The 22,907-nt window shown below is 59.0% G+C and carries 18 protein-coding genes; 10 read left to right on the plus strand and 8 right to left on the minus strand.

What is annotated here, in order from left to right; all coding sequences use genetic code 11:
* The gene (locus ACQZ5Y_RS02830) at window positions 1–1,449 is read right to left on the minus strand and encodes an FAD-linked oxidase C-terminal domain-containing protein (RefSeq protein WP_236762820.1); all 1,449 of its coding nucleotides are present in this window, start codon (window positions 1,447–1,449) and stop codon (window positions 1–3) included.
* 98 nt (window positions 1,450–1,547) lie between these two features.
* Here ACQZ5Y_RS02830 and ACQZ5Y_RS02835 point away from each other — a divergent pair, with 98 nt between their 5' ends.
* Window positions 1,548–2,447 (plus strand): LysR substrate-binding domain-containing protein, encoded by a 900-nt coding sequence (locus tag ACQZ5Y_RS02835; protein WP_174049200.1) that lies wholly within the window; start codon window positions 1,548–1,550, stop codon window positions 2,445–2,447.
* A 9-nt stretch (window positions 2,448–2,456) separates the two neighbouring features.
* Here ACQZ5Y_RS02835 and ACQZ5Y_RS02840 read toward each other — a convergent pair whose 3' ends face one another.
* Window positions 2,457–3,731, minus strand: coding sequence for a DUF3422 family protein (locus tag ACQZ5Y_RS02840; RefSeq protein ID WP_174049199.1), 1,275 nt, complete (start codon window positions 3,729–3,731; stop codon window positions 2,457–2,459).
* Between the two features lie 290 nt (window positions 3,732–4,021).
* Between ACQZ5Y_RS02840 and ACQZ5Y_RS02845 the strand changes: the two genes are divergently transcribed.
* The 7 genes from ACQZ5Y_RS02845 to ACQZ5Y_RS02875 all read left to right on the plus strand — a co-directional run bounded on the left by ACQZ5Y_RS02845 (window position 4,022) and on the right by ACQZ5Y_RS02875 (window position 11,698).
* Window positions 4,022–4,795, plus strand: a complete 774-nt coding sequence (locus ACQZ5Y_RS02845) for a FadR/GntR family transcriptional regulator (protein WP_004432249.1) — start codon at window positions 4,022–4,024, stop codon at window positions 4,793–4,795.
* 102 nt (window positions 4,796–4,897) lie between these two features.
* On the plus strand, window positions 4,898–6,244 hold the full coding sequence (locus ACQZ5Y_RS02850) for a glycosyltransferase family 4 protein (protein WP_004432251.1): 1,347 nt from the start codon (window positions 4,898–4,900) through the stop codon (window positions 6,242–6,244).
* Window positions 6,241–7,011: an HAD-IIB family hydrolase gene (locus ACQZ5Y_RS02855; protein ID WP_174049198.1), complete on the plus strand. Its 771-nt coding sequence runs from the start codon at window positions 6,241–6,243 to the stop codon at window positions 7,009–7,011. The genes ACQZ5Y_RS02850 and ACQZ5Y_RS02855 overlap by 4 nt, the downstream gene beginning before the upstream one ends.
* Window positions 7,012–7,285: 274 nt before the next feature.
* Entirely contained in the window at window positions 7,286–7,726 is a 441-nt protein-coding gene (locus ACQZ5Y_RS02860) for an NUDIX hydrolase (RefSeq protein ID WP_013635535.1), read from the plus strand.
* 161 nt (window positions 7,727–7,887) lie between these two features.
* Window positions 7,888–9,393 carry an inorganic phosphate transporter gene (locus ACQZ5Y_RS02865; RefSeq protein ID WP_035252035.1) on the plus strand — a complete coding sequence of 502 codons (1,506 nt, stop codon included), beginning with the start codon at window positions 7,888–7,890 and terminating at the stop codon, window positions 9,391–9,393.
* 20 nt (window positions 9,394–9,413) lie between these two features.
* Window positions 9,414–10,151, plus strand: a complete 738-nt coding sequence (locus ACQZ5Y_RS02870; protein ID WP_174049197.1) for a 16S rRNA (uracil(1498)-N(3))-methyltransferase — start codon at window positions 9,414–9,416, stop codon at window positions 10,149–10,151.
* 173 nt (window positions 10,152–10,324) lie between these two features.
* Window positions 10,325–11,698: a glutamate--cysteine ligase gene (locus ACQZ5Y_RS02875; protein ID WP_003515206.1), complete on the plus strand. Its 1,374-nt coding sequence runs from the start codon at window positions 10,325–10,327 to the stop codon at window positions 11,696–11,698.
* 207 nt (window positions 11,699–11,905) lie between these two features.
* Here the strand turns inward: ACQZ5Y_RS02875 and ACQZ5Y_RS02880 are convergent, their stop codons facing one another.
* Entirely contained in the window at window positions 11,906–12,199 is a 294-nt protein-coding gene (locus tag ACQZ5Y_RS02880) for a DUF1127 domain-containing protein (protein ID WP_003515205.1), read from the minus strand.
* A 204-nt stretch (window positions 12,200–12,403) separates the two neighbouring features.
* On the opposite strand from ACQZ5Y_RS02880, the gene ACQZ5Y_RS02885 reads away from it, so the two are divergent.
* Window positions 12,404–13,354 (plus strand): LysR substrate-binding domain-containing protein, encoded by a 951-nt coding sequence (locus ACQZ5Y_RS02885; RefSeq protein ID WP_003515204.1) that lies wholly within the window; start codon window positions 12,404–12,406, stop codon window positions 13,352–13,354.
* An 80-nt stretch (window positions 13,355–13,434) separates the two neighbouring features.
* Here the strand turns inward: ACQZ5Y_RS02885 and ACQZ5Y_RS02890 are convergent, their stop codons facing one another.
* Window positions 13,435–15,873 carry a DUF1217 domain-containing protein gene (locus tag ACQZ5Y_RS02890; protein WP_013635531.1) on the minus strand — a complete coding sequence of 813 codons (2,439 nt, stop codon included), beginning with the start codon at window positions 15,871–15,873 and terminating at the stop codon, window positions 13,435–13,437.
* A gap of 366 nt (window positions 15,874–16,239) precedes the next feature.
* On the opposite strand from ACQZ5Y_RS02890, the gene ACQZ5Y_RS02895 reads away from it, so the two are divergent.
* Window positions 16,240–16,806 carry a DUF6101 family protein gene (locus tag ACQZ5Y_RS02895; protein WP_174049196.1) on the plus strand — a complete coding sequence of 189 codons (567 nt, stop codon included), beginning with the start codon at window positions 16,240–16,242 and terminating at the stop codon, window positions 16,804–16,806.
* Window positions 16,807–16,884: 78 nt separating this feature from the next.
* Here ACQZ5Y_RS02895 and ubiA read toward each other — a convergent pair whose 3' ends face one another.
* The 4 genes from ubiA to ACQZ5Y_RS02915 form a co-directional block, all read right to left on the minus strand.
* Window positions 16,885–17,838, minus strand: coding sequence for a 4-hydroxybenzoate octaprenyltransferase (gene ubiA / locus ACQZ5Y_RS02900; RefSeq protein WP_174049195.1), 954 nt, complete (start codon window positions 17,836–17,838; stop codon window positions 16,885–16,887).
* A 120-nt stretch (window positions 17,839–17,958) separates the two neighbouring features.
* The gene (locus ACQZ5Y_RS02905) at window positions 17,959–18,759 is read right to left on the minus strand and encodes a MipA/OmpV family protein (RefSeq protein WP_003515199.1); all 801 of its coding nucleotides are present in this window, start codon (window positions 18,757–18,759) and stop codon (window positions 17,959–17,961) included.
* Window positions 18,760–18,993: 234 nt separating this feature from the next.
* A complete protein-coding gene (locus ACQZ5Y_RS02910; RefSeq protein ID WP_003515197.1) occupies window positions 18,994–20,250 on the minus strand; it encodes an SAM-dependent methyltransferase in 1,257 nt (418 codons plus the stop codon).
* 167 nt (window positions 20,251–20,417) lie between these two features.
* On the minus strand, window positions 20,418–22,742 hold the full coding sequence (locus ACQZ5Y_RS02915; protein WP_065658323.1) for a Tex family protein: 2,325 nt from the start codon (window positions 22,740–22,742) through the stop codon (window positions 20,418–20,420).
* Between the last annotated feature and the right edge of the window lie 165 nt (window positions 22,743–22,907).

The raw sequence follows: 22,907 nt of genomic DNA on the forward strand, positions 1-22,907 counted from the left end.
TCATCCCCTCCCCTCCAGCGGAAACACCTTGGAAGGGTTCATCAACCAACCCTCGTCAAAAGCAGCGCGAACCGCCATCTGCTGGGCAAGATCAGCCTCGGCATATTGGTGCCGCATCAGGTCGCGTTTTTCGATGCCGACACCATGTTCGCCGGTTAGGCAACCGCCCGCATCGACGCAGAGCTTCAGGATTTCATTGCCCGCCTCTTCGGCCCGGGCGGCGTCTTGCGGATCGTTGGCGTTGAACAGGATCAGCGGATGCATGTTGCCATCGCCCGCATGAAAGACATTGGCGACGCGAAGGCCGAGGCGGTCGGTGATTTCGCTTGTTTTTTTCAGCACATAGGAAAGCTGGGAAAGCGGTACCGTGCCATCCATGCAGATATAGTCCGCGATGCGGCCCGTTGCGCCGAAAGCGGATTTCCGGCCCTTCCAGATCGCCGCGGCCTCCATGGCCGACTGGCATTCCCTGACCGTCTTCACGCCGTGTTTTTTCGCAATGGCGACAATATCGGCCAGCATGGCGTCCATTTCCGCCTCCGAGCCTTCGACCTCGACGATCAGCAGCGCGCCGACATCCAGCGGATATCCGGCCTTGGCGAAGGCCTCGCAAATCTCGATTGCCGGCTTGTCCATGAATTCGATGGCGACAGGAATGATGCCCGCGCCGATGATATCGGCCACGCAGGAGCCAGCTTCTTCGGAAGTTTCGAAACCAAACAGCACCGGGCGCGCGCCCTCCGGCTTGGCAATCAGCCGCACCGTCGCCTCGGTGACGATGCCGAGCTGGCCTTCCGAACCGCAAACGAGGGCGAGAAGATCGTAACCGGCGGCGTCAAGATGCTTGCCGCCCAGCTCCAGCACCGTGCCATCGACAAGCACCATTTTTACGCCGAGCAGATTATTGGTGGTGACACCGTATTTCAGGCAGTGCGCACCGCCGGAATTCATGCCGACATTGCCGCCGATGGTGCAGGCAAGCTGCGAACTTGGGTCCGGCGCATAAAAGAAGCCTTCCGCACCGGCCGCATCGGAAATGGAGAGATTGGTGACGCCCGCCTGTACCCTTGCCGTGCGATTGTAAAAATCGAGTTCGAGGATCGCGGACATCTTCGAAAGGCCGATCACCACCGCATCTTCCTGCGGAATGGCGCCGCCGGAAAGCGAGGTGCCCGCGCCGCGCGGCACGACAGGAATGCCGTAACGGTGACAATATTTCAGTACCGCTGCGACCTCTTCGGTGGTCTTCGGCAAGGCGACGGCCAGCGGCAGGCGGCGGTAGGAGACGAAAGCGTCGGTCTCGAAAGGCACGAGCTCACGCGGCTCGTGCACGAGACAGTCCTCGGCCAGGATATCCTTCAGATCGGATATGATGCGGTCACGGCTCGATAAAACCGCCGCACGCGGCTCCAGAAACTTAATCGGCTGCGTCACCGCCCCCTCCTCCATGCACGTCTTGCCAAGTGGTATTGTTTCTTTACCACTTTGAAGGAGCGCAATCAAATGCTAAGGATTTTTTCCGTTCTGGAAATAATCGGGAGTCAACTGTGACAAATCTGGGCGATCTGGAGGTCTTCGCAACCGTTGCCGCCTCCGGCAGCATGTCGCTTGCCGCCAAGGAGCTTGGTTATTCGCCCGCTGTTATTTCCAAGCGCATCAAGCGGCTGGAAGAAAAGCTCGGCGCACGGCTGTTCCAGCGCACGACAAGGCAGATCTCACTGACCGAAGCGGGCCAGGGCTTTTACGAACGGGTACTTGCCGTGCTGGAAGGGCTGGAGGATGCCGAGGATTTCGTGTCTGGGCGCGCCAACACCGTCAACGGCACGCTGAAAATCTCAGCTCCCACCTCCTTTGGTCGCATGCATATTGCGCCGCATCTGAAGACGTTCATGGAGCGCCACCCGGACCTGTCCGTCAATCTGGTGCTCAGCGACGAATTCATCGATATCATCGAAGGCGGTTACGATCTGGCGATCCGCATCGCCGATCTCAATTCCTCCAGCCTCGTCGCCCGCCGGCTGGCGCCGGTGCGCCGCGTGCTGTGCGCCTCGGCGGAATATGTCACTGCCCACGGCATGCCGGCGACGATCGAGGACCTTAAGAAGCACCGCTGCCTGCCGGCCCACAACAACGATATCTGGCGACTGGAAGGGCCGGGCGGGGCGCTCAGCATCCGCCCGGAAGGCATGCTGGTCACCAATTCCAGCGAAGTGATCCGCGAGGCGGTGATATCGGGGCTTGGAATTGCGTTGCGCTCCACCTGGGATATCGGCCACGAATTGCGCGCCGGCCGGCTGGTGCAGGTTCTACCCAGCTATGAGGGATCGCGAAACGTTACGCTGTCGGCGGTCTATCCAAGCCGCCAGTTCCTGCCCGCGAAGGTGCGGCTGTTCATCGACTATCTCGCCGCACTTTACGGCCCCTCACCCTATTGGGAGCATGATTGACGCCGGTATTCAGTGCCCGCCCTCGACATGGGAGCGGCGAATGCGGCGCACCACCCACCAGACGCCAAGGACGGCGAAGGGAACGGAAAGACCGGTGACCACGGCTGGATCAACCGGCAGCATGTCGTGGCTGATCGCCTTGGTGAGATAACCGATCAATCCGACGACGTAATAGGAGATGGCGGCGACGGACAGGCCTTCCACCGTCTGCTGCAGGCGAAGCTGCATGGCGGCGCGCTTGTTCATAGTGTTCAGGAGCACCGTGTTCTGCCGTTCCAGTTCCACGTCGATCCAGCTTCTGACGAGTGCCGTGGCGCGATAGAGCTTGCGCGACAGGTTGGCCTGCCGCTCCTCGACCGACTGGCAGGTGCGCATGGCGGGCGCCAGACGCCTTTCCAGAAAGCTGCCCATGGTCTCGTGCCCCTGAACCGGCGTTTCGGCAAGCGCGCGAATACGTTCATGCACGATGCCGTCATAGGCGCGGCTGGCGCCAAAACGATAGAGGCTGAGCGCGGCATTGGCTTCCAGTTCCGCCGCAAGCCGGGTCATCTCCGCCAGCAGCGCATCGGCCTCGTCGCGCGCGCCGTTTTTCATGCGCTGGGTGATTCCCGTCAGGCCATCTTCGATGCGACGGATTTCCGGCGACAGCGTCTGCGCCATCGGCAGTCCGAGCATGGCGAGCGTGCGATAGGTCTCGATATCCAGCAGCCGCTGCACCAGCGCACCGCGGCTGTAATCGCTCAAGCCACGGTCGATCACCAATATCTGCGTCAACCCGTCGCGATCCTGACGGAAATCGGTGAGGATCGCCGCCTGCCCGTCGCGCACGTCGCTGTAACAGAGGCTCGTCGGCTCGAACATGGTCTCCGCGTTGGGGGCCGTTGCGCCTTCTGGACGGATTTCCAGCCGTATGCCTGATATCAGGGAGCCGGGTGGTGAAAAACCGTCGCCGAACGGGTCGCCGACAATATCGCCGCCGAATTTTTCCGGCGCGGGGCCATCCCAGAACCATGTCGAGAATTCGGTATGCCGCTCCCAGCGCAGCGTGCCCTGCCCCCAGGGCATGGCATGGTGGCGGGCATCGCGTTCCGGCGGCGCGACACCCCGGCTGCGCGACATCTCCGCAATGACCGAGTGATGCACGGCAGAACCGCCATCCATCATGAAGGCAAGCTGGACGATGATGCGCGACGGCGCAAGAAGCACGGTCGGCCGCGCATGAACCTCGCCGAGAGCCAGCGATCTTTCCGGCGCGCTTGCGAAAGCAAATCTACCCTTGGCCATTGCGATATCGTCCCCGCCTGTTTTCGCCGGTTTTCTAGAACATCCATCGCGATGACGACACCGCAATCGAAGCAGATGTAATTGTTTTGATGCACCTGACGGAGAAAACCGCCATCACCACCCTGTGCGGGTGCTTTAACAAAAGCCAGTTTAAAAAGGCAGGTGCCGTGTTGCCGCAGGCATGGCGCGGAGCTTACGGCAGAACTGGACAGAATATTTGACCAGTGCGATGCTTCGCTGATAATTTGCCTCATCGAATACGGGGCGGGACTTCGCCGGAGAATGTTGCGATGGACGAAACACTGTTCGCCCGAATAGAGCACAGCCGCACATCGCAGGAGGTGATCTTACGTTTCGAGGAGCTCATCCTCGACGGCATATTGCGGGATGGCGACCGGCTGCCCGGCGAGCGTGAACTGGCGCAGAAGCTCGATGTCTCGCGGCCAATCCTGCGGGAAGCGCTGAAGGAACTCGAAACGCGCGGCCTTCTCACCAGCCGGCACGGCGGTGGGACTTACGTGGCGGATATTGTCGGTCCGGTCTTTTCCGATCCCTTGAGCGCGCTGATCACACGCCACAGCCGCGCAACGCGGGATTTTCTGGAGTATCGCCGATATATCGAAGGTATGACTGCCGAACTTGCGGCACAGCGGGCGACTGAACCGGACAGGCGCAACCTTGCGGCTATCGTCGAAAAAATGCGGGAGGCGCATGAGGCTGGCCGCTTCGAAGAAGAACTTGCAAGCGATGTGGAATTTCACAACGCCATCGGCGAGGCGGCACATAATATCGTGCTGATGCACACATTGCGGTCCTGCTACCGGCTCCTGAGCGACGACATCTTCTATAACCGCCATCTCATATTCAGTGTCGCAGGTGCGCATGACGAGGTGCTGAGACAGCATATCGCCATCCACGAGGCCATTGCGGGCGGTAATGCGGCAGGGGCAAGGGCTGCGGCGGAAACCCATATCGATTTCATCGTGGACACCACATCAAAGGCGCATCAGGCAAGGGAATGGGACCGGATTTCACGCCTGCGACAACAGCAGCGCAACGCCTGAAAACAGCTTCAGACGAAATGCGGCATCGCTTTTCTTCAGATTTTATGGAACCTTTTGTCCTCTTTGGTCTTTTTCTGGGGTTAATTGGAAAAATTTACCAAGATGGGACCCATGACGACCACGAGCGAAACTGAACGCTATCCAAGGATAGCTCTCATATCGACGCATGGCTATGTCGCCGCGCACCCGCCACTCGGCGCAGCGGACACCGGGGGACAAGTGGTTTATGTGCTTGAGCTTGCACGCAAACTCGGCCAGCTCGGTTACACCGTTGATCTCTATACCCGCCGCTTCGAAGACCAGCCGGAATTCGACGAGGTTGACGAGCGCGTCCGTGTGGTGCGCATTCCCTGCGGCGGGCGCGATTTCATTCCCAAGGAATATCTGCACCGCCACCTGATGGAATGGTGCGAAAACGCGTTGCGCTTCATCAAGAAAAACAACCTCAACTACTCTTTCATCAACAGCCACTACTGGGATGCGGGCGTTGCCGGGCAGCGGCTTTCCGAGGCGCTGAAAGTCCCGCATCTGCACACGCCGCATTCGCTCGGCCTCTGGAAAAAACGCCAGATGGAAACCGATTACCCGGAAAAGGCCGATACCTTCGAACTTGAGTTCAATTTCAAGGAACGTATCCAGCACGAACTCATCATCTATCGCAGTTGCGACATGGTGATTGCGACGACGCCGGTGCAACTCGACGTCCTGATCGAAGATTACGGCCTGAAGCGCAAGCACATCCACATGATCCCGCCGGGTTATGACGACAACCGATTCTTCCCCGTCTCGGATGCGACGCGGCAAATGATCCGGCAGCGTTTCGGTTTCGAGGGCAAGGTGGTGCTGGCGCTTGGACGCCTTGCCACCAACAAGGGTTACGACCTTTTGATCGACGGCTTCTCGGTTCTTGCGGCGCGCGAACCGGAAGCCCGCCTTCATCTGGCCGTCGGCGGCGAGAATATGGACGAGCAGGAAACCACCATTCTCAATCAGCTGAAAGAGCGGGTCAAATCGCTCGGGCTGGAGGACAAGGTGGCGTTTTCCGGCTATGTCGAGGACGAGGATTTGCCTGATATCTACCGGGCAGCCGATCTTTTCGTTCTGTCGAGCCGTTACGAGCCATTCGGCATGACCGCAATCGAGGCGATGGCGAGCGGAACTCCGACCGTGGTAACCATCCACGGCGGGCTGTTCCGCGCCGTCAGCTACGGCCGCCACGCGCTGTTTGCCGATCCTTTCGATAAGGAAGACCTTGGCATCACCATGATGAAGCCGTTCAAGCACGAGCGGCTGTATGGGCGGCTTTCCCGCATGGGGGCCCACAAGGCGCGCAGCCTTTTCACCTGGACGGGAATCGCGCAGCAATTGCTGGCGCTGGTGGAAGGCAGGCCGCTGATGCCGGTTCTGGAGGAATCCGATTGGGCAGAGCCATGGAACGACGGCGATTGAAACCGCTTCGCCTGTTTTCCACCGATCTCGACGGAACCGTCGTCGGCGATAACGCCGCTACGCGCCGGTTCCGCGATTTCTGGCACTCGCTGCCGGACGATCTTCGCCCGGTTCTGGTCTTCAACAGCGGCAGGCTGGTCGATGACCAGCTCGCCCTTTTGGAAGACGTCCCTTTGCCGAGGCCCGACTACATTATCGGCGGGGTCGGCACCATGCTGCACGCAAGAGAGCGGGGCGAGCTTGAAAGCGCCTATACGCATTCGCTCGGTACGGGTTTCGACCGGCAAAAGATCGCCGATGTTATGGCCGGCCTGCCGGGTGTGACCATGCAGGCGGAACGGTATCAGCATGGCCTCAAATCCAGCTGGTTCCTGCATGGTGCGGATGAGAAGACGCTCAGTGATATCGAAAACACGCTCGTTGCGGCGGATATCGATGCCCGGATCGTCTATTCCAGCAACCGCGACCTCGACATATTACCCAAGGCCGCAGACAAAGGTGCGGCATTGGCGTGGTTATGTGGACAACTGCACATTGGTCTCGACGAATCAGTGGTTGCGGGCGATACTGGCAATGATCGGGCGATGTTCGAGTTGAATGGTATTCGCGGTGTGATCGTTGGCAATGCCTTGCCGGAGCTTCTTTCGCTGGCGAACAATGACAGCCGTTTTTTCCTCTCGCGCGCGACCGAAGCTGACGGTGTGATCGAAGGTCTCCAGAATTGGGGATTGCACGCTGGCCAACGCAGTTCCGGCAATAATTCATAGCGGTTTTGCGTTCTGAATAGCGTAAAACAGAAAAAATGCAGTATTTCCGCGATCGGTCGCTGACAGTTACGTACCGGGCAAAGCCTTCGTTCGCACCCCTGCCAGATCCCCTGCTGCCTAGGATCTTCAACGGCATGAAGACAATCGTGGGTTATGCGTGAGAGGGGATTGGCGGGACATAAAGGATATCTATATTAGCAGTTACGACTAACAGGCGAAGAAGGATCCACACGGATTGAAGATTTTGAATCGATTGGCGACAGATGTAGGCTTGATGTTGCGCAGACCGCCGCGACAGCAATACGCAGCGCTGTGCTATCGATCGTCCAAAAAACATCATGAGCCGGAAGTCCTTTTGCTGACAAGCAGGGATACGGGGCGCTGGGTCATTCCCAAAGGCTGGCCCATGGCCAACAAGAAGGCGCATGCAGTTGCCGAACAGGAAGCCTACGAGGAAGCCGGTGTCAAAGGCAGGGTGGATAAGGCCCCCTTCGGCTTTTATGAGTATGAGAAAAAGCTGAACAGCGGCATCAATGTGCTGTGCAAGGTTCAGGTACATCTGCTCGAAGTGGCGGAGCTGCAGGACAGCTTTCCCGAGAAGGATTCCAGACGGCTTGAATGGGTCACTCCCGAAGAGGCCGCCAAACGGGTCAACGAGCCGGAACTGAAAGCGCTCATGCTCACTTTCGACAAGCGGATGGCGCTTTCGAAATAGCGTCCACGCCCGAATAGTGGCAATCTGCAGTTTGTTTTTCCAACATGGCTTTTACTGTCTTTCATTTTGGAAAGATGTGCGAGATGTAACAGTCTTTCTGTAAATTGCCTTCAGCCCGCGACATTGCCGGACGAATGGGAATGCTGGCGAACGAGGTCTGAATGGCAATGAAGCCGCCACCGAACATGAAGCCGACGCTCGACAAGGATCTCGAGAAGATCACCCGTGTCGAAGAGGCGACGCTGCACGTCACGCAGCAGCTTGCCGGCCTTGGTGCGGGGGTGATGTTCGTTGTTCTGGCGGCGATATTTGCCGGCGCCTTCGTCACGGGCACGGCGGGCGCCGTCATCATCATCGCAGCCGTCGCCATCGGCGCCTATATGGCAATCAACATCGGCGCGAACGATGTGACGAACAATGTCGGCCCGGCGGTCGGCGCCAAGGCGATGCCGCTTGCAGCGGCACTCATCATCGCCGCCATCTGCGAAATCGCGGGTGCCTTGATCACCGGCGGCAACGTCGTCGAGACCATTTCCAGCGGCATCATCAACATCCAGACCATTCCCGACCGCACCGTGTTTTCCTGGGCTATGTTGTCGGCCCTTCTCGCCGCCGGTCTTCTCGTCAATATCTCGACCTGGACGAAAGCGCCGATTTCCACCACCCATACGGTGGTTGGTGGCGTTGCGGGGGCTGGAATGGCGGCCTATGGCATCCGGGCAGTCGACTGGCTGTCGCTTGGCAGCATCGCCTTTGCCTGGGTTCTAGCGCCCTTTATAAGTGCGGCCATCGCCATCGCCCTCCTTGCCTTCATCAAGGAATTCATCATCTACCGGGAGGACAAGATCGACGCCGCGAAGCGTTGGGTTCCTGTTCTGATCGGCATCATGACCGGGGTCTTCACCGCTTATCTCATCTGGGTGGGGCTGAGGCAGATCGTGCATGTCTCGCTTGGCCATGCAAGCGGCATCGGGCTTTTGACCGGCCTCGTCGCCTGGCGGCTGTGCGTGCCGATCATCCGCAAACAATCGGTGGGATTGGAAAACCGCAACCAGTCGCTTCGAACCCTGTTCCAGTGGCCGCTCGTTCTTGCGGCTGGCCTCATGTCCTTCGCGCATGGGGCAAATGACGTTTCGAACGCCATCGGCCCGGTGGTGGCAATCGTGCGGGCACTGCACGACGAGGCAGTGGAGACGTCCGCCCGCGCGCCGCTCTGGGTGATGCTGGTCGGCGCATTCGGGCTTTCCTGCGGTATTCTTCTCTATGGCCCGCGCCTCATCCGCCTTGTCGGTGAACAGATCACCAAGCTCAACCCGATGCGCGCTTTCTGCGTTTCCGTGGCTACGGCGCTGACGGTTCTCGTCGCCTCACGCTTCGGCCTGCCGGTCAGCACCACCCATACGGCGATCGGCGCCGTGTTCGGCGTCGGCTTCTTCCGCGAATGGTACACGCAGGCGTCTCGACGGCGGCAGGAACTCGTCCAGGCCGGCACCAGTCAAATCCGCCGGGCCGATCGATATCTGGACAATCCTTCCGAGATACGCCGCCGTTATCTCGTCCGGCGATCCCACTTCATGACCATCATCGCCGCCTGGCTGGTGACCGTTCCCGCAAGTGCTACGCTTGCAGCACTGTTATATTGGCTTATGTCCTTCCTCTTTCTCTGACGCTGAAACCGAAAAGTCCCATGCGCGCAAATTTCCGGATGCAACGCCTGTTCGTCGAAACCCCGCTTGTTGCGGGCGCGGCGCAGGAAGCAACGACCGAACAGTTCAATTATCTCGCCAATGTGCTGCGCATGACCGATGGCGCGGAAATCCTGCTGTTCAACGGTCGCGACGGGGAATGGAAGGCGAGGCTCTCCTTTCCGAGCCGCAAGAAGATCACCCTCGTCCCTCTGGAACAGACACGGCCCCAGCCGCAGGCATCGGATCTGTACTACCTGTTTGCGCCGCTGAAAGTCGGACGCATGGATTATCTGGTGCAGAAGGCGGTCGAGATGGGGGCCGGTCTTTTGCAGCCGGTGATGACCCAGCATGTGCAGGGCAAGATCCACAATACCGAAAAGCTGCGCGCCAATGCCATCGAGGCCGCCGAGCAATGCGGCATCCTGTCGTTGCCTGGCGTGGCCGAGCCGGTGAAACTGAAAGACATGCTCGAGACCTGGCCCCAGGATCGACGGATCATCTATTGCGACGAGGGCGACGCGGGGCAAAATCCGCTGCCTGTCCTGCAATCCATCAAGGAACGCAAAATCGCTCTTCTGGTCGGCCCGGAAGGCGGGTTTTCCGAAGAGGAAAGAGAGTTGCTGCGCAGCCTTGCCTTCGTCACCCCCATCCCGCTTGGGCCGCGTATCCTCAGGGCCGATACGGCTGCGGTCGCAGCCCTTGCGGTCATTCAGGCATCGATCGGCGACTGGAATTGACCTATCTGGCACATGTCTTTATCGCAAAACCGCTGCACAGTTTTACGCGACATGCGCTGAACCATTGCGCTTCATGCATCTTTAAAAGAAATTCATTTGCCTCCGGATACGATCCGGCTCTATCTGCCACACATATGCCTCGCCGCAACAGAGACGTCATAACAAGGTAAGCCATGGCACGCGATACGACCGACCAGACACCCCTCTCCTCCGTCACGGAGCTTACAGATTATCTGGCCGGCGGTTGCAGAGCTGAAGCCGACTTCCGCATTGGCACCGAGCACGAGAAATTCGCCTTTTTCCGCGAGGGCAACCGGCCGGTTCCCTATTTCGGCGAGGCCAGCATTTCCGCTCTGCTGAAGGGCATGCAGGAAAAGCTCGGCTGGGAGCCGATCATGGATGGTGAAAACATCATCGGACTTGGCGAACAGCACGGCATGGGCGCCATATCGATCGAGCCGGGCGGCCAGTTCGAACTGTCAGGTGCCCCGCTCGAGAACCTGCATCAGACCTGCAAGGAATCCAACCAGCATCTGGCGACCCTGCGCGAAGTGGCGGAGCCGATGGGCATCCGTTTTCTCGGCATTGGCGGCAGCCCGCTGTGGAGCTATGACGAAACACCGCGCATGCCGAAATCGCGCTACGCGATCATGACGCGCTACATGCCGAAGGTCGGGACCAAGGGTCTCGACATGATGTACCGTACCTGCACCATTCAGGTTAACCTCGACTTCTCTTCCGAAGCGGATATGCGCCAGAAGATGCGCGTTTCCATGAAGCTCCAGTCGCTGGCAACCGCACTGTTTGCATCCTCGCCCTTTACCGAAGGCAAGCCGAACGGCCTGCTTTCCTGGCGCGGCGATATCTGGCGCGATACCGACAATCGCCGCTCCGGCGTGCTGCCCTTCACCTTCAATGACGATTTCGGCTTCAAGGATTATGTCGAATGGGCGCTGGATGTGCCGATGTATTTCATCGTGCGCGACGGCAAGTATCACGATTGCACCCATGTCACCTTCCGCCAGTTCATGAACGGGGCGTTAAAGGGTGAAATCGCCGAATGGGAACCGACCATGGGTGACTGGACGAACCATCTCTCCACGCTGTTCCCCGATGTGCGCCTGAAGCGCTTTCTGGAAATGCGCGGTGCCGATGGCGGCCCATGGAGACGCATCTGTGCCCTGCCCGCTTTCTGGGTCGGCCTTCTCTATAATCAGGAAGCGCTTGACGCAGCCGATGCGCTGACAGCCGGCTGGAGTTTCGATGAGGTCATCGCCCTTCGCAATACCGTGCCGGCCAAGGGGCTGGCGGCGGAGATCGCCGGCAAACCGCTTCTCGGTTTCGCCCGCGAGGTGCTCGACATTTCCCGCACCGGCCTCAAGAACCGCAACCGGCTGAACGGCGAAGGCCAGGACGAAACCGTGTTCCTGTCCTCGCTGGACGAGGTTCTTGCCAAGAAGACCACGCTCGCCGAAGACCTGCTTGCGCTCTATAACGGCCGCTGGGGTGGAACGGTGCTGCCAGTATTCGATGAATATCAGTATTAAAGCATTTCGCTGAAACTGCGCAGCGGCTTTACGTCCGGACAGTGCGCAAGACAGGCAAGGCGTTGCCATAAAAAAACCCGGTGCGGCCGAGGGGCCTGACACCGGGCAAAGGCAGGGTTATTGGCAAATCACCCTGCGGGGAAAACCTTATCGGTTCGCAAGCAATCCCGGCGTCTGGAGGTACGCCGGAATTGCACGAACACAAGCCTAGAGCGTCTTGAACCGCGTGACTGAGCGCGTGCGTGCGGCGCGGGTCAGATGGGCGGTCGGATCTTCGAGCAAGCCGGTATTGAGCGCGTTGGTCACATCCGAGCGCGCCAGCCCGATATCGGCGAGCAGGCGATCGTCAAGCTCCGTGAGACCATTTGCGACGATACGATTGTAGATGCGCTGCACAAACGTTTTCACGGTGGAAGCAACACCGAAAGCGATGCGACGCAGGGTGTCGCTCTGCTGGCCGGTTGCGAATTCCAGTTCCATTTTCCGTTCTGCCGTGCGCATAACAATGATCCTTCCGTAACGGCACGATGCGGCACCGCTCCCGACGCACCGTGCGCGGGAAGCTGCCTTGGGTTGGGGGCCTGACGATGTGCCCGCCCCGGGGTTGAGATTGATTTGCTGGGTGTCAAAATGTCGCAAGACTATTGATCAGTCCAACGAATGTTTCTAATGTGAGACATCAATCATTCTGATGGATGAGTATCAATGTCCGCACCTCTCGACATAGACCAGCTGCACACCTTCATCGCCATTGTCGATACCGGCAGCTTTACCAAGGCCGCTGAGCGCGTTTTCAAGACGCAATCCGCCGTATCCATGCAGATGCGGCGACTTGAGGAGCGGATCGGCAAACAGCTCTTTGCAAAGGACGGGCGCGGCAACCGCCTGACGGCCGAGGGCGAGAAACTGATGAATTATGCCCGCCGCATCATTCGCCTTAACAACGAGGCGATTGCGGCCTTCGATGACAACAGGCTAGAGGGCACGTTGCGCATCGGCACCCCGGACGACTATGCCGACCGCTACATGCCAGAGATCATCGGGCGTTTCGCCAAGACGCATCCGAATGTCGAGCTTTACATCGTCTGCGAACCTTCGGTGAGCCTTGCCGAAAAAATGGCGCGCGGCGAGCTGGATATAGCACTCGTCACCCACAATCCCCGCGCCCGCTCCTCCGATGTCGTGCGCACCGAGCCGCTCTGCTGGGTCACCTCCGCGAACCATCCGCTGAAGGATGATGCGCCAGTGCCGCTGGCTGTCGGCCGGCGGGACTGTCACTGGCGCCAACTTGCCTGCTCGGCGCTCGATGCCGACGGGCGGGATTATCAGGTGCTGTTCACCAGCTGGTCTTCCACCGTGGTTGCCGCCGCCGTGCTGGCAGGCATGGCGGTTTCCGTGCTGCCGGAATCGGCGCTGCGTACCGGCATGAAGGTTTTGACCGCCTCGGACGGTTTCCCGCCGCTGCCGCCGGTCCAGATCGGCCTGATGAAACGGCCCGGCCTGTCGCCCTCGCTGGTGAACGCCATTACAGACCACATCACCGCCTGCCTCGACAACATCTCTCCGATGAACGTCGCCGATGAGCTGGATAACGATGTGAAGACCTACCCGAAGATGCCGCGCCTGCGCGCCGGGCACATGCTGCCGGGCTGGTGAATGGGTCCGCAAATGCGGTCGTGTGAGACGCCTTAACCGGGTAAGCTCGGCCTTTCCATCGTCCGTCTTCGCTTTCCAGCCTACCGCGCACGCAGCGATGCGACAGCCAGCAGCGTGTCGCCGCTGATGCCCACCGAGCCGCTGCCGTTGAACAGCATCATGATCGGGTTGGTGGTGTTCTGCTTGTCGTCGTACATGATGGTAAAACGGGCGATCAGCTTCTTGACCTTATCGGGGTCCTGAAAGTCCTCGATGTCGAAATATTTCTTCATCATCGCCACCTGCGTATCGACCCCGGCATTGCCGAGTTCATCGGGAATGCCAAAGGTGGTCGTGATGAAGTTCTGGATCGCGGTGTCGGCAAGAATGGAGTAATAGGATGTTGTTCCCGCCGCCATTCGCTTGAAATAGAGCGCCAGACGCACGCCCGCATTTTCTTCACCTGCCTGCGTCTCCAGCGTCTGCGTCAGATAATTGTCCAGCGTCTCGTAGAGGCCGCGACGAGTCTGGATGGAGCTTCGATCCTCGCGCAGGATATTACCATCCGTATCGAAATTGAACGCGGTGACGAGACGGCGAAAAGCCGGGTCCATCTCCTTGTTGAGATAGCTGTCCTTGTCATCCAGATTGGACGTGAACATTTTTTGCAGCTGGTCCTTGGTGACCTTCGTCGGGTCGATGCCAAGCGATTCCATCGCGAATTTCGTCAGGCGATCATTCCCCAGAAAATCGCTGAGCGTCTTGACCTTCTGTAGCTCCGAACGGAAAAATTCCGCCTCCTTCTTGGCGGCTTCCTTTTCCTGGTCTGTTCCGAAGGCTGATTTCTTCTTGATGTAGTCGACCGACATGCTCTGAATTTCAAGTTCGGACTGCGCAAGAACCGGAGAGCCTGGCGATCCGTCAGACTTGAAGTTGAAGAGTTCCGCGAGTTTGACGTAACGGTCGTCTTTCAGCGCATAAACGTAGCTCTTCTTGTCCAGCAGGTCGCTGGTCAAGGCTCTACGAACGTCCGCAATATTCACCTTCGTCGGATCGAGGCCGACCGCCTTGAGCGCATAGGTGTAAACCGCGCTGCTTTCCAGGAAGTCCGCAACGGATTTGACGTTGGCAATATCGCTCTTGAACAGCTTCAAAGCGTTTTCGTCAGCGGCTTCGTCCTTGTCGTTATAATGGTTCATGTACCCGTTGGTCGTGGTAACGGTCTGGGTCGTCGTCTGTGGTGCCGTACCGTCCGGCAGCGTTCCATCCGCCTTGAAATTGAACGCTTCACGCAATGCGATGTAACGTTTGTCGCCATTGCCAAACTTGGCGATATAGTTGTTGGGATCGCTGAGATCGCTGGTCAAAATGTTCTCGATCGTCGCATTGACTATGGTCAAGTCATTCAGATCGAATGCGACCTTGATGTAATTCACCAGACGCGGGTCTGCCATCAACTCATCGACGGTCTTGATCGAACCGATCTTCGATTCGAAATAATCCCTGTTCAAGGTGGCAACGGTCGGGGTCACACGCGGGGCACTGCCGACATAGGCCTGGGTCAGGATCTTGACGTTGTCGGCCGTCTGCGCCTGGCCGGCCGCAACGGTACCGTCATTGGCAAATTCGAAAGCCTGGGCCATCTGCGCCATCGTATTATATTGCGAGACGGTATTGGAGAGCTGGGTCTGCTCCGCCGTGATGGAGGCAAGGGTCGCCGCCCACTGGTCCTTCGGCGGCAGCACGGCTTCAAGCTGGGTGAGCTGATCCTGCCGGGTGGTTTTCTCTGTTTCAAGGGCGGTTCGCTGTTCGGCGGTCAGCGTGGTATCAGCCAGCGCGGTATCGATGGCCGTTATCCGATCCGTCACATCCCCATGCAACTCGATATTGCCCTTGGTCGTAAGCTTTTCCACGGCAGCGGAATAGGCCGCGCCGAACTTCTGGTTCAGATAGCTGTTCGGGTCATCGATATCGCTCGTCATCAATCCCTTGATGTGAGAATAGCTGTAGGTCTTCTCATCAATGCTGAAGACCTCGAAGATGTAGGCGCGGGTTCTATCGTTCTGAAGCAGCTGGTCCACGTTCGTGACCGTTCCGATGATCGCCTTATAATAACGGGTTTCTTCGGACAGGCTGTCATCGAGATTGGTGATCGAGGTGTCGTAAAGCCCGATCATCTTGTCGAGCTGCGCCTCCGTCTGCACCGTGGTGGTGGACTGCGTGAAGTTGAAGGATGCGGCAAATTCGCGATAACGTTCATCGGTCAGCTTGTTGGCAAAGCTGTTCTGGTCGTTCAGGTCGCTTTCCAGCACCTTCTTCATGAAGGCCTTGGCGTAGGTCATCTCGCCGAGACCGAAGGCATCCATGGCATAGGAATAGAGCTGGTAGTTATTGAGGAACTCGTCGACGCTTTTTACATTGCCGATGTTTTCCTTGTAATATTTCGTCTGCCGCTCGACGATCCCCTGCTGCGACACGCGTGAAATGCTTGCCTTCATATCGCGGTTGATGAGGTCGTAGCTCAGAAAAGTCGATACCATGCGAATGCCCCCTGGAGCACCGCGCATCACGCTGGATACGGCCGGCTCCGGTTTTTAATTCGCCCACCACACCTCTATCCGGACGCACGGCAGGCCTTGGCGCGACTGTGCATGACGCGCCTTGCCCGGAGCTTGAAAGAGCACAGTTTCGGGACTGAGAAAAATCGCATTGTCTCAATCGGCTTTACCTCAGCGAAACCATGCCACGGTGGGTTTTGCTAACCATTTGGGAATGCAAAGTTTTCTTAACCGCGATTTTTAAGCAGTCTCGAACATGCGGCGGATATTCTCCTGACATCAGAGGACGAAAAGTCCCGATGAGAAGACCGGAAACCGGCTCTCAGGTAAAACAAGGGTAGAATAAACATGACCAAGACCGTTCTGAAGCCCGACTGGGCCGTCGCCACACTCAGACTCGACCCGGCACGTTTTCCGCAACAGGTCACCTATGGCAGGGGCAATGGCGCAACCCATGTTGCCGTCACGCTCGATGAACGGGGCGCCGTTCTGCGAAAGGTCCTGTCCTCTTCCGGCCTGCCTTTGTCCTTCGCCCTGCCAGCCCGCGCTTTCAAGGGCGTTGCCGCCCGCGCCATCGACCATGGTGATGGACAGGTGACGGTGACGCTGGAGCTTCACCACGACGATCCGGAACTTTGCGTTCCGCTTCTCGTCGCCCATGATCTTTGCGACATCGCCGCCGACTGGCGCAGCTGGTCCGAGGCCTATCGTATTCCGATGCTGATGGTGGAGGCCGATGGCGTCGCCCGTCCGCTGGAAGAACATCTCGGCAAGGTGCGCACCAAGAACAGCCGCCCCCGTCGCCGGCACTCCTATTTCGCGGATCGTCGCCCGCGCTTCCTCGTGCGCCGCTCCACCGGTTCTCTCGGCATGAGCATGAAGATCGAGGGCAAGGAAATCATCGCTCGCAGCTGATAATCTTCAGACAAAACAATAAAAAGCCCGGCGCGGATATCGCGGCCGGGCTTTTTTGCATCTTGCCTTTCAACAACCTCACGCCAACAGAAGCGGCACAATGAGGCCGGCGAAAATCAGCACGCCGACGCGGTTGTTGGATTTAAACAGCACAAGGCATTGCGCCACGTCGTCGATATCGAGCACCCAGACCTGCCGGAAAAGCATGATGGCGGCGGCGGCAAGGCCGCTATAGGCGATCAGGTTAACGCCCGCTCCCCAGAAGGACAGGGCGATCATGACAAGGGCTGTGCCATAAAGAAAAACCAGCCAGCGATGTGTGTTGTCTCCAAACAGCAGGGCAGTTGAACCGATGCCCACAGCCGTGTCGTCTTCCTTGTCCTGATGGGCGTAGATTGTATCATAACCGATCGTCCAGGCGATGGAGCCGACATAAAGCAGGACAGCTGGCCAGGCGATGGACCCGAACTGCCCGGCCCAGCCCATCAGCGCACCCCAGGAAAAGGCAAGGCCGAGAAAAAATTGCGGCCAGTTGGTGAAGCGCTTGGCGAAGGGATAGATTGCCACGAAGACCAGCGAGAATATGCCGGTGGCAATCGCAAATCCGTTGAACTGCAACAGCACCACGAGTCCGGCGAGCGCCTGCAACACGATAAAGACCTTCGCCTGCGCCCTGCTCACGCGACCAGATGGCAGCGGCCGCGAGCGCGTGCGCGCCACGGCCATGTCGATCTTGTGGTCCGCAAGATCGTTATACGTGCAGCCCGCGCCGCGCATCGCCACCGATCCGATGAAAAACAGCGCCAGATGCCAGATCAGCGTGCCCCAGGAAAAACCGCCGCTTGCTACCGCGGCATTGGCCGCGAGTGCTGCGGACCAGAAACACGGCCACATCAGCAATTGCCAGCCGATGGGGCGGTCCCATCTTGCCAGCTGCGCATAGGGCCAGAGGGGTCTCGGCAAAATCCGATAGACCCAGTTGTTGGATGGTGCGTCGGAGACGCGGTCTGACAAATCGCTGTGGTGAACCATGGGGATGGTTCTACAGCATCGGCAGGCGAATCGGAATCGATTTCAGCACTTGGCCGTAGACACAAAAAAGCCCCGCAACGCTTTCGCGGCGGGGCTTGTGGTGGGCATATTCGTCTCGCCTCAGGGCAGCGTGAAGCCGAATTTGTAGCTTGCCTGGACGCCGACGACGAACTGGTTCTTGGAGCCGCGCTCACGCACCAGCGAGCTGTCGGCGGCATCGCCCGTCAGGCGGCGATATTCGGCGAAGGAACCAACTTCAGCGGCTTCCGTGACCTTCCACGTAATGGCGGCGCCGACGCCGGCGGAATGCAGGCCGCCGCCGGGGCTGTAGGGCGATGGCGCGCCGGCCGCTGTCTGCGCGGCGCTTACGCCGTAATAGCGTTCATTGTATTTGCTGCTGACCCATGTGGCGCGCGGGCCGGCGGAAATCTGGATACCGGGGGCGATATCGGTGAAGACGTCGGCCGAGAGGTCGGCGACCACGCCGCTATGGCTGCGGATGCCCTGACGGGCTTCGCCGCGAATACGCAGCCAGTCGGTGGGATAAGCCTCGGCGAAACCGCCAAGCTCGCCGCCGCGCTTGATGCGGGTCATGCCTTTCAGATCGGCCGAATCCTTCTGGTCACGCGGAGACACCAGCTTTCCCGCAAGACCCATACTGATCGGGCCATTGTCCAGCAGCGAGATCGAGGCGCTGTCGTTGCGCGAGGTGAAACGCGCGCCCTGACCCTGACGGCCGAGAGAAATGATGGGCGAAAAGCCGAATTCGTTCTTGTTGTCGCCCTGATATTTCGGCGCAGAAAAACCCGAACCGCCGAGCTTCAAATACCAGTCGCCGGAAAACCAGCCATCGGCATGGGCGTTACCGACGGCAAAAAGCGATAAAACACAAGCGGCGACGGCCGCTGATGGCTTGAACATGAAAATAACCCCAGGAAACGCAATACAAACAGGTAAGCGTAGAATTAGAGGGATTCCGTTTCCATTCCATTAACCAGCGCGAGAAGGCGGCGATTAGCTCTTCCGTCATTCCGGCCCTGAGCCGGAATTCAGCCGTCGCGCGTCTGCGCGGCAGGAAGCCTTCTTTCAGCCCGAGGACTTGGGCCGACTGGAGGCCGGATCAGGTCCGGCATGACGGTGGCGAATGGACAAGCCTTAGAACATAACCTTCTCAAGCGGCGGCCGCGTCTTTTCGAACTCCAGCAGCTTTTCCTCGTTGCGGGCAATGTAGTCGCGATTATGCGGAACGGCGTCGCGATCCTTGGCGAGCTGGATCTGGAAAATATGGAAATTTTCGTGGGTAAAGGCCATTTCGGACCCCGCCAGATAAAATTCCCACATGCGGAAGAAACGTTCGTCATAAAGTGCTACCGCCTCTGCCTTGCGCGCCACGAAACGTTCGCGCCAGTGCCGCAGCGTATGCGCATAATGCATGGGCAGGATTTCGATATCCTTCACCAGCAGCCCCGACTTCTGGATGGCTGGCAGCACCTCAGCGAGCGAGGGGATGTAACCACCGGGGAAAATATATTTTTCGATGAAGGGATTGGTCGCCAGTGCCGGACTGGGCTGGCCGATGGAATGCAGCACCATCACGCCCTTGTCGTCCAGAACCTCCGCCACCTTGTCGAAATAATCGCGGTAATGGGTCGGCCCGACATGTTCGAACATGCCGACCGAGACGATACGGTCGAATTTCTTCGAGGCAGGCAGGTAACGGTAGTCCTGCAATTCGAAACGAACATTGCCGGCAAGCCCACGTTTTGCTGCACGGTCGCGGGAAACGCGCAGTTGCTCCTCGCTGAGCGTGATGCCGGTCACATCGGCACCTGCACTTTCGGCAATATACATCGCCATGCCGCCCCAGCCGGATCCGATCTCCAGTACGCTCTGGCCCGGCTCCGTCATCAGCTTGGCGGCGATGTGCCGCTTCTTGGCGACCTGCGCCTCATAAAGGCTGATGCCCGGCGGATTGAAATAGGCGCAGGAATATTGCCAGTCCTCATCAAGGAAGATGTCGAACAGCTTGGCGCTCAGATCATAGTGATGGGCGACGTTGCTCTTGTTGTGGTTTACCGGCAGATGCATCCTGATGCGGGCGGCGATGATGCGGGCCATACCACGCCACACCATGCCGAAGGACAGCGCCTCGCTTAGCGTGTTGCTTTTAACCAGCGCCAGAAAGTCGTAGATGTCGCCCTCGACGACCTGCATACGGCCTTCCATATAAATTTCGGCGAGTTTCAGCGCAGGATCGGCAGCGATCTCCTGCATGGCAGCTTCGTCGGTGAAATTCAGAACCACCCTTGTTCCGGTACCGTTACCAAATGTACGGCTACCACCCGGGCTATTGACGACAAGATTACCGTTCTTGATTATCTTTTCGAGAAGAACATGCAGAGACGACGCCATGGCACCCCCAATTGCTAAGTCTCACTTATCAATTTTTCTGACCGTATTCCTTTCGGCACAAGTTTCAAGATAGTCTTATTTCAAAAAAATTGAACGATTTCATCAAGCAAAAAGCCCCACCGGGGTTTCCGGCAGGGCTTTTCCATAGAAATCATTTCAACCGGAGGTCAGCGTCGCTTCATCGCTTCGGCCAGAGCCGCAGCAAGAGCACCACCGGATTGCGACCCTTCGTTGTGTCCCTGCGGTTTGGAATTCGCGTGGCGCATGGCGCCCGCATTGCCCTTTTCGCGCATTGGCTGGGGTGCCGCCTCGCCGCCGTCCTTGCGCATGGTGAGGGCAATACGCTTGCGCTTCACATCCACTTCCACGACACGGACCTTGACGACATCACCCGCTTTCACGACCTCATGCGGGTCTTTCACGAAACGGTCGGCCAGCTGCGAGACATGCACGAGCCCGTCCTGATGCACACCGATATCCACGAAAGCGCCGAAGGCGGCGACATTGGTGACGGTACCTTCCAGCAACATGCCCGGTTTCAGATCGGTGATCTCGTCCACGCCGTCAGCAAAGGTCGCCGTCTTGAAGCTTGGGCGCGGGTCTCGGCCGGGCTTTTCCAGTTCGGCGATGATGTCCTTTACGGTGGGCAGGCCGAATTGCTCGTCGATGAAGCGCTTCGGATCAAGCCCCTTCAGCGTGGCGCTGTCACCCATCAGCGTGCGCAGGTCGCGACCGCAGGCGGCAACGATCTTTTTCGCAACGCCATAGGCTTCGGGGTGCACGGAGGACGAATCCAGCGGTTCCTTGCCGTTGGGAATACGCAGGAAGCCGGCGCATTGCTCGAAGGTGCGCTGGCCAAGGCGCGGCACCTTCAACAGCTCCTTGCGGCTGGCAAAGGGGCCGGTCTGGTCGCGGTGTGCGACGATGGCATCGGCAATCGAAGCACCGAGGCCGGAAACGCGCGCCAGAAGCGGCGAGGAGGCGGTATTGAGATCGACACCGACGGCATTCACCGCATCTTCCACGACCGCGTCGAGTGAACGGCTAAGACGGCCCTGATCGACATCGTGCTGATACTGCCCGACGCCGATGGATTTCGGCTCGATCTTCACCAGTTCGGCCAGCGGGTCCTGAAGGCGGCGGGCGATGGACACCGCGCCACGCAGGGACACGTCGAGATTGGGGAATTCCGCCGCCGCCCGTTCCGACGCGGAATAGACCGATGCGCCCGCCTCCGAAACGATGACCTTGGTGGGCTTTGCGCCGGAAGCCGAAGCCGGCATCTGTGTCAGCAGATCGGCGACCAGCTTTTCCGTCTCACGGCTGCCCGTGCCGTTGCCGATGGCGATCAGCTCGACATTGTGCTTGCGGATGAGCATGGCGAGTTCCGCCTGCGCGCCGCGCACGTCGTTCCTCGGCTGGAAGGGATAGACCGTCGTGGTGTCGAGCAGCTTGCCGGTGCCATCCACCACGGCCACCTTGACGCCGGTGCGGATGCCCGGATCGAGCCCCATGGTGGCGCGTGAGCCCGCCGGTGCGGCCAGCAGCAAATCCTTGAGATTGCGGGCGAAAACATTGATCGCCTCTTCTTCCGCACGTTCGCGCAATTCGCGCATGAGATCGAGCGAAAGCGACATGGAGAGCTTCACCCGCCAGGTCCAGCCTGCCACTTCCATCAACCATTGATCAGCGGGGCCGGCATTGCGGATATCGAAGGCGGCCGCGACGGTACGCTGCGCGGGTTTGACCGGAGAGGGATCATCCGCATCGACATCGATGGTCAGCGTCAGAATTTCCTCGTTCCAGCCGCGCAGCATGGCCAGCGCGCGGTGTCCCGGCACCGTCGCCCAGCGCTCGAAATGATCGAAATAATCGGAGAATTTTTCGCCTGCCGCCTGCTTGCCGTCGACCACCTTGGCGCGGAAAATGGCGTTCTGGCGCATATAGTCGCGCAGGCGTCCAAGAAGATCGGCGTTTTCCGTCATGGTTTCCGCCACGATGTCACGCGCGCCTTCAAGCGCTGCCTTCACATCCGCCACCTCGCCCTGCACATAGGCTTCGCCAAGCTTTGCCGGATCGGCTGCGCGGTTTGCCCAGATCGCTTCGGCCAGCGGACCGAGACCGCGCTCGCGGGCGATTTCGGCGCGGGTGCGGCGCTTCGGCTTGTAGGGCAGATAAAGGTCTTCCAGCTCCGCCTTGGTGCCCGCCTGCATGATCTTGACCATCAGGGCGTCCGTCATCTTGCCTTGACCGTTGATGGTATCAACAATGGAGGCGCGGCGCGCATTGAGTTCACGCAGATAGACGAGGCGTTCGGCAAGCGTTCGAAGCTGGGTATCATCCAGCCCTCCCGTCGCTTCCTTGCGGTAACGGGCGATGAAGGGCACGGTCGCTCCCTCGTCCAGCAACGCCACTGCCGCCTTCACCTGATCGGCGCGGGCGTTGATTTCGGAGGCGATGAGCGTGGCGAGGCGGGCATTATCTGCGGTCATGGGGTTCTCTGATGTCACATCTGGAGCGGCGAACATAATGTCTGATTGTGGCGTGACAACAAGAGGCGGCAACGATTCCACAGGAAAGGCTGAGTTCGAGGGAAAGACGGGCATTTGCGGCGCTTTCTCCTTGACCTTTCGCCCCCCTGCCCTTAACGCCCCTCA

This window comes from Agrobacterium sp. A3-95 (assembly GCF_053521785.1).

What these genes read in the sequence shown, in the direction of transcription:
- ACQZ5Y_RS02830 (WP_236762820.1), bottom strand. Translation starts at nt 1,449, where the DNA reads ATGGAGGAGGGGGCGGTGACGCAGCCGATTAAGTTTCTGGAGCCGCGT.
- ACQZ5Y_RS02840 (WP_174049199.1), bottom strand. Translation starts at nt 3,731, where the DNA reads ATGGCCAAGGGTAGATTTGCTTTCGCAAGCGCGCCGGAAAGATCGCTG.
- ACQZ5Y_RS02845 (WP_004432249.1), top strand. Translation starts at nt 4,022, where the DNA reads ATGGACGAAACACTGTTCGCCCGAATAGAGCACAGCCGCACATCGCAG.
- ACQZ5Y_RS02850 (WP_004432251.1), top strand. Translation starts at nt 4,898, where the DNA reads ATGGGACCCATGACGACCACGAGCGAAACTGAACGCTATCCAAGGATA.
- ACQZ5Y_RS02860 (WP_013635535.1), top strand. Translation starts at nt 7,286, where the DNA reads ATGTTGCGCAGACCGCCGCGACAGCAATACGCAGCGCTGTGCTATCGA.
- ACQZ5Y_RS02865 (WP_035252035.1), top strand. Translation starts at nt 7,888, where the DNA reads ATGGCAATGAAGCCGCCACCGAACATGAAGCCGACGCTCGACAAGGAT.
- ACQZ5Y_RS02870 (WP_174049197.1), top strand. Translation starts at nt 9,414, where the DNA reads ATGCGCGCAAATTTCCGGATGCAACGCCTGTTCGTCGAAACCCCGCTT.
- ACQZ5Y_RS02875 (WP_003515206.1), top strand. Translation starts at nt 10,325, where the DNA reads ATGGCACGCGATACGACCGACCAGACACCCCTCTCCTCCGTCACGGAG.
- ACQZ5Y_RS02880 (WP_003515205.1), bottom strand. Translation starts at nt 12,199, where the DNA reads ATGCGCACGGCAGAACGGAAAATGGAACTGGAATTCGCAACCGGCCAG.
- ACQZ5Y_RS02885 (WP_003515204.1), top strand. Translation starts at nt 12,404, where the DNA reads ATGTCCGCACCTCTCGACATAGACCAGCTGCACACCTTCATCGCCATT.
- ACQZ5Y_RS02890 (WP_013635531.1), bottom strand. Translation starts at nt 15,873, where the DNA reads ATGGTATCGACTTTTCTGAGCTACGACCTCATCAACCGCGATATGAAG.
- ACQZ5Y_RS02895 (WP_174049196.1), top strand. Translation starts at nt 16,240, where the DNA reads ATGACCAAGACCGTTCTGAAGCCCGACTGGGCCGTCGCCACACTCAGA.
- ubiA (WP_174049195.1), bottom strand. Translation starts at nt 17,838, where the DNA reads ATGGTTCACCACAGCGATTTGTCAGACCGCGTCTCCGACGCACCATCC.
- ACQZ5Y_RS02905 (WP_003515199.1), bottom strand. Translation starts at nt 18,759, where the DNA reads ATGTTCAAGCCATCAGCGGCCGTCGCCGCTTGTGTTTTATCGCTTTTT.
- ACQZ5Y_RS02910 (WP_003515197.1), bottom strand. Translation starts at nt 20,250, where the DNA reads ATGGCGTCGTCTCTGCATGTTCTTCTCGAAAAGATAATCAAGAACGGT.
- ACQZ5Y_RS02915 (WP_065658323.1), bottom strand. Translation starts at nt 22,742, where the DNA reads ATGACCGCAGATAATGCCCGCCTCGCCACGCTCATCGCCTCCGAAATC.